General features: G+C 57.8%; 4 protein-coding genes and 1 pseudogene. All 5 read left to right on the plus strand.

Features of this window, described 5'->3' with window-relative positions; all coding sequences use genetic code 11:
* Position 1: 1 nt before the first annotated feature.
* Positions 2–2,041: a type VI secretion system Vgr family protein gene (locus tag AACT07_RS20820; RefSeq protein WP_069529831.1), complete on the plus strand. Its 2,040-nt coding sequence runs from the start codon at positions 2–4 to the stop codon at positions 2,039–2,041.
* Positions 2,041–2,877: a DUF4123 domain-containing protein gene (locus tag AACT07_RS20825; protein WP_069529833.1), complete on the plus strand. Its 837-nt coding sequence runs from the start codon at positions 2,041–2,043 to the stop codon at positions 2,875–2,877. The genes AACT07_RS20820 and AACT07_RS20825 overlap by 1 nt, the downstream gene beginning before the upstream one ends.
* Positions 2,878–5,904 (plus strand): toxin VasX, encoded by a 3,027-nt coding sequence (locus tag AACT07_RS20830; protein WP_069529834.1) that lies wholly within the window; start codon positions 2,878–2,880, stop codon positions 5,902–5,904.
* A gap of 1 nt (position 5,905) precedes the next feature.
* On the plus strand, positions 5,906–6,628 hold the full coding sequence (locus AACT07_RS20835; protein ID WP_069529835.1) for a hypothetical protein: 723 nt from the start codon (positions 5,906–5,908) through the stop codon (positions 6,626–6,628).
* Positions 6,629–6,746: 118 nt separating this feature from the next.
* A pseudogene (locus AACT07_RS20840) lies at positions 6,747–6,950 on the plus strand (hypothetical protein); the annotation flags it as partial.

Consider the following 6,950-nt stretch of genomic DNA (forward strand, 5'->3'; position numbering starts at 1 on the left):
CATGGCGCAAAGCACAGGATTACAATTTACCGTCAAGGTGGGGGCGTTGCCCGAGAGCACCTTCGTGGTAGCCAGTTTTCAGCTGGATGAGGGGCTGAACCGGCCGTTCAACCTGCAGCTGGAGTTGGCCAGCAGCCAGCCCGATGTCGACTTTGGCGCCGTGCTGGACCAGCCATGCGAGCTGATGGTGTGGTACAACGGCGAGCTGCAACGCCGGGTGTGCGGGGTTGTGAGCGAGTTTGCCCAAGGGGACAGCGGCTTTCGCCGCACCCGTTACAGCATTGAGGTGAAACCCGCCCTGTGGCGGCTGGGGCTGCGCCAGAACTCCCGCATTTTTCAGGCGCAAAAGCCCGATGAAATCCTCAGTATCCTGCTGCAAGAGCATAGCATTACCGATTACGCCTTTGCCCTGAAAAACGAGCACGCCCAGCGCGAATACTGCGTGCAGTACCGCGAGACCGACCTCGACTTCCTCAATCGCCTCGCAGCCGAAGAGGGGCTGTTCTACTTCCACGAGTTTGAAGCAGGCAAGCACCGCATCGTCTTTGCTGACGATGCGGCAGCCCTGACCGCGGGCCCCGAGCTCTTCTTCAACCTCGGCAACCGCTCGCTGGAGCAGGGCCCCTATGTGCGCCAGTTCCACTACCGCGAGGCGGTGCGCCCCTCGGATGTAGAGCTGAAAGACTACAGTTTCAAGACGCCGGCTTATGGCCTCTCCCACAAAAAGCAGGGAGCAGAGCTTGAGCACCAGCGCGACACCTACCAGCACTTCGACTACCCGGGCCGCTACAAGCTGGACCCGAGCGGCAAGGCGTTTGCCCAGCATCGGCTCGATGCGTTGCGCAATGACGCGGTGGCGGGCAGCGGCAAATCCAACAGCGCGGCGCTCTTGCCGGGTCAGCACTTCTCACTCACCGAACACCCCAATGGCAGCCTCAACACTGACTGGCAAATCGTCCATGTCCGCCACACCGGTGAACAACCGCAAGCGCTGGAAGAAGAGGGGGGCAGCGGCCCGACCGTCTACCACAACGAATTTGGCGTGGTGAAAGCAAGTATCACCTGGCGAGCCCGTATCGGCAGCCCCGAGGCACCTCACAAGCCGATGGTGGACGGCCCGCAAATCGCCATAGTGGTGGGCCCCGATGGCGAGGAGATTTACTGCGATGAGCATGGCCGGGTGAAGCTGCAGTTCCCGTGGGACCGTTATGGCAGCTCCAACGACCAGAGCTCCTGCTGGGTGCGGGTGAGCCAGGGTTGGGCCGGTGGCCAATATGGCATGATGGCGATTCCGCGCATCGGCCATGAGGTTATCGTCTCGTTCCTCGAAGGTGACCCCGACCAGCCTATCGTGACCGGGCGCACCTATCACGCCACCAACCGGCCGCCGTATGAGCTGCCCGCCAACAAGACCCGCACCGTGCTGCGCACCGAAACTCACCAGGGCGAGGGCTTTAACGAGCTGCGTTTTGAAGACCAGGCGGGGCAGGAAGAGATTTACATCCACGGTCAGAAAGACCTGAATGTGCTGATAGAGAACGATGCCGCTTGGCACATCAAGCACGACCAGCACACCGATATCGACAATGAGCGGGTAACCCGCATCAAGGCCAACGACCACCTGACGGTTGAAGGGGAGAAGCGTGACCAGATCAAGGCGGACTATTCGCTGACGGTGGATGCCTCCATGCACCAGAAGCTGGGGCAGTCATTTCTGGTTGATGCAGGCAGTGAAGTGCACCACAAAGCGGGGATGAAAATCGTGATGGAGGCGGGCGCCGAACTGACCCTGAAAGTCGGCGGCAGCTTTGTGAAGATTGATGCCGGTGGTGTCACCCTCTCTGGCGGCTCTATCAAGATGAACTCTGGCGGTAGTCCCGGCTCTGGCTCTGGCTGGGGCGGGCAGATGCCAATACAACCTGATGATGTGGAGGTGGTCTCCCCACCGCCTCCGGTCGACCCGGTGCGCCAGATTGCGACTCTGAAATCGGCCGAGCCAGTCTGCGAGATATGTGAGCAGCTGGCCAAGGAGGGCAAGTAATGGGATTGCCCGAGTTTGAGCTGACGCCCGGTGAGCGGCTCTATTTGCTGCTCGATGGCGGGCAGATCCCTGAGCTTGAGCGCCAACTCTTTGAGGTCAGCGACAGCCCGGCCTATCAGCCGCTCTATCTCTATGCCCCCTGGGATAGCCTGCGGGAGGTCTCCCCCTGCCTGGTGGAAGCCTCAGCAGCACTGCTTGAGTGGTTTAAAGGGCTGCCTGCCAATACCGGATGGCTGCTTGCCTCGCCGCTGGCGTTATTGCCCCTGGCGGACCAGCTACGTCAGCTTATCGAGGTCGATAGTCCCTATGGCAGTCGCATCTTGCTCAAGCTGGCAGCCCCCGAAACCATGGCCTGCCTGATGGTAGATGCCGACCCCTGGCTGTGGCGGGGGATAACGCAAGTCTGGCTGCCACCCCGCACAGGTTGGCATCATTGGCTGGTTAAAGAGACGCTGGTCGACCCCATCGGTGATAAGTGCAGGCTCACAGACAGCCAATGGGCCCGGCTTGGTGAGGTGAGCTGGCAAAACCAGTTAGAGGCAACTTATCACCATATGCAGGCGTGGTTTCCCGCCCGACTATCTGCACAGCGTGACCCACAAGGGTGGATTGCCCACTGGGCAAAACAGGCCTATCAACTGGGATTTCAGACCGAGCGCGATCTGCTGCTGTTTTTCAATGTGCTGGGATTTGTCGGTGAGGGATGGTGGGAGGGCGATGACTATCCGACCCTAACCAAGTATCTCACCGCTCCTTCGGCACAAACCCCGTCACAACGTGTGGAACTGGCGGCCAGCTGGGCTGAGCAGCACGCATTACCACAGGAGTTAAGCTAAATGGGCCAACAAAACCAAGCCAAGGGTGGTCCCAATCAGGTGGCCATGGCGGCCAGCCCCAAGGATTGCAAAAGTCCGGTTGGCACTTGCCCTTTTAAAAACAAAGAGATTGCCCTGGTACCGGTGCGCTATGCCCTTGATGAAGTATTTGAAGCGCCAGCAAAACAGCCGCACCCTCTGCCTGCCAAGTACTTCAAAGGCCCCCTGGCGCTTAAGGCCAATCCCTACACCCTGCGCCAGCTGCGCGATGGCTGGCTCTATGTATTTGATGAAACAGCGAAAGAGCTGGACGAATACGAGGTCAAGGGCAGCCAGTTTATTCATGCCAGCAAGGGGAGCAAAGGACATTTGCTCTATCCGGCCAACCACAAGGTGGCGATGGCCTTCTCCCATCGACGCTGGACCGAGCGGCTGAAAAAGGAGTACTGCGAGCAGAACAGCCTGCGCAGCAAAGGGATGCGCTCGTTCAAGCTGCTCTCGCTGGCGAGCAAGATGGGCGGTACCCATGCGGGATTACTCGATGTGCTCTCAAGCCACGTGGCCGACATGGGCTTGCCCAACGAGGGATTCGTCGACAGCTGCGCCCCCCTCAAGGCCCCCGAGGGGGTTGAACCCGGCAAGCTGTGGCACGACAAACCGGCAGGCTCACCGGCGGCCAGCAAGGCCGGTATGCCGGATTTGAAGAGTGCATTGGTCGTCGCACTCGACGACCTTATCTCGGATATGCACGATGTAACGATGCGTCTGTGCGATATCGCTATTCGCCATGAGCAGCCCTTTAATGACGATGACACTCGCCACCGCTGGACCATGGCCGGTATCACCGAGATGCTGGCACTACCCCCACTCGATGAGGGCAGCCTGCCACCATCGGCCAAGGGTGACCGTCTGGCGACCTTCAAGCTCAAGAAGCAGCTGCAGTCATACCTGGTTGCCAAGCATGACTACAAAGAGCGGCAGGGGAGCGGTAATCACTACATTGACCTCGGTGCCGAGCAGCGCCTGATGACGCAGCATGCCCAGCTCAAGCAGCTGGGCCTCAACCCCGACCCGTGGGCCAACTGGCCTGGGGTGCGCTTTGATGACGAGGTGAACTGGTCTGGGCTGGAAGGGATGATTCAGCAATACGCGCAAGGGGTGGATGCCTTGCGCCCGCGCTGGCTGGCTACTTATGACGATGCCCTGCAGCTACTGCAGGCGTTACCGACCTCCCCTTTGCTGTTGGGGCTTGATAGCCAGACGGAGGATACCCAGACCCTGCTACTGGCCAGCAGTGGCCAGTGGCTCTTTAGCCTGTTTTTTGCCCCCGACACCAAGCGGGGTGAGCAGTTGACCAAGGCATTGAAAAAGGGGGCGCTGCCCGCGCTGGCACACTACGGCTTTGATATCGAGGTTAAAAAAGAGCTCGAGAACAATCCCGGCTGGATTGGGGTGGGCAATATCACCGGTGTCGCCAACGCGCTGGCAGGGTTGGAAGCAATAGCCAGTAACCATCTTCTGAGCGATAGCAAGCTGTTTGGCGGGCTCCATGAGGGCGCCAAGGCGACCATGAGCGCCCTCAAAGGGGCCATCGCCGGGGTGGCCATCAAACCATGGCAACAGCTCAGCGAGTTGCTGCATCCCCATCTGCTCAGCGGTGAAAAACTGGGCCGCACCCTGAGCTTGGTGGTGCTGGAATCCATTCACACCGGCCAGCAGGTGCGCATCAACGCCGCATTTGTGGACGAGAGCAAGGCCTTTGTGGCTCAGGTGCAGGGCAACCTGCTGGGCAAGTTGGCGGCAACGCCCGGCAACAAGATAACAGAGGGCCACCTTGGCCGGATGAAGGCGGCAGGTGCCGAGTTGTCGCAGCTGAAATGGCCCCGTCCGCTGTTGCTGGAAGGCGGTTTGCAGCAGGATTTTGAGCGCAAGATGGCCAGCTACCTAAAATTGCAGCGGCAAGGGGCCAAAGGGGCACAAGCGGCGGCCAAGGTGTGGCAAGAGTGGGGCAACTTTGGCGGGCTGGCAGCCCTGCTCAACATCGCCAACCTGACGGTGGCGCTGCAAGGGTATGACGAGAACGCCCGCAAACTGCAGGGCAACCCCGCTGCCCAGCTGGAGCTGAGCCGTAACCTGGCCTACACCGCCGCCTGGACAGGCAGCGCCATGGTGGCCATCAAGCAAGGGCAGGTGGTGGTGCCATCAGAGCTGCTTGGCCTTCGCTTATCGGAGGCTATGAAAGATAACCCCGCCCTGGTGCACCGCTTTGCGCTCACCACCGGCTGGATGACCGGGCTGGGGCTGCTGGCGGCGGGGCTGGAGGCGTGGGAGACATGGCAAAAGCTCGGGGATAATACCAATGCTGATATGGAGCAATTTGGCTATTGGCTGAAGTTGGGTGGTTTGGCTGCTCAAGGTGCTCCGGTCTTTGTCTCTATGGTTTGGTTACGGCTTGGAGCAGAAATAGTCACTATCTGGGCACCCTGGATGGTCGCCGCTATCGGTATCGGTACCCTGCTCTATCTGGCCACCACCGTGATACTGGCCCGCTATAGCCGTCTACCTGTCGAGCGTTGGTTGTTGCAATCTACCTGGGGTAACAAACCAGCAGGGTGGAACCCGGTATACGAGCTGACGCAGTACGAGTGGCTTAGCAGTCAACCCACTGTCAGCCTCAAGGACCGCCAGCTTGAGGTCGGGTTACCCGGTTATATCAACACTGTTGCCGTCGAATTGGCGGTGCGCCGCTTTAAGGTGCCAAGTACCCTGCATCGGGAAGCTGCCATGGCGGGCGGGTTGGGAGGGCCCGAAGCGCTCGACGTTCGTGTCGCCAGCGCAACCCGTGAGCAGCTGGTGCTGGATATGGGCAAGGTGTGGCTGACCGATGTCGATGAGCTGGTTGTCTGTATTATCTACCCGGGTCATGAGAGCCTGAGTGGTGAGGCGCAGCGCTTTGTGGCCAGAGGAACCTTCAGCCGAGGGGTGATATTGACCGCAGAATCTGATATCACACTGCCAGTGACAGGCACCATCATAGGGTTGCAATAACATGAGTGAAACAACAGAACAGCCGCAAAACGTAGAGGCTGATGGCGTCAACCACTACTACAGCGAGCAATATCTTAAATTGCAAAAGGAGCCGGTTTTGTATGAGTGGGAAATTGAACGACAGCGTCGAGATGTTTGGTTGGTGTCTGGTATTGTCGGTGGTGTATTTATTTTGATGTGGCTATGTACATCACTATCAGCTGATAGAGGTGGTTTTTTTTCTGGGAATATATTTTTCTTAGTTATTGGGGTTGTTACTGCACTTCAAAATCGCTATTTGTTCGCCCCCAATCAGCTCTATCACTATCGAATGACCGCCAAGGGGATCTACTACACCCAGCAGGACAAGATCCCGGAAGTGGCTTACACCATTGCTCGCGGCATCGGTGGTTTGTTGATTGTGGGTAGCATTATTGCTGTCGGCTTGGTGGGCCCACTGGCACTGGCCGGAGCGGGTGCTGGTGCATTTCTGGCCTTTAAAATCACCAATATGAAGCCAAAAATAAATCATTTTGGACGTTATTTTTACTCTGGTGATGGCACGTTTTCTACATTTAGGCCTGGGTACTCAATAAAAATTGAAAGCATCCCTTTTAAAGTTCAAAATTTCTGTGTTGTACATTGTATGCCTGAAAATTTTGAGGCAATTTATGCGTTTATGAAAAAGCAACTTCCTCAATTTGATGAGATGGAAGTGTTAAGCCGCAAAGAGTTCGGTTATTAAGTCATGGGGCAGAGAGACTGTAATTCAGTTTCTTAGCCCTTTGATTGACCAATAACGGTGCAATTTGCAATAGCTCCTGTTTTATTCTCCTTTTTTCACTCTGCGAACCCAAATTTTTATGACCCATCGAGCCCTATGGCTGGCACTGACCGCCAGCATCTTAACCGCCTGCTCTGCCACTGCGCCACGCACTGATGCCGAGCTATCCCAAGCCGCAAAGCAGGGGGATGGCCGCGCCCAGTATGAGTTGGCCAGACGGCTGGCGAGCCAGCCCGATTACCCCAATGCCATGCACTGGATGCAGCAGGCCGCCGATCAGTCT

It is taken from the genome of Aeromonas sp. ANP5, from assembly GCF_963870295.1.
GTDB classification, from domain to species: Bacteria; Pseudomonadota; Gammaproteobacteria; order Enterobacterales; family Aeromonadaceae; genus Aeromonas; species Aeromonas veronii.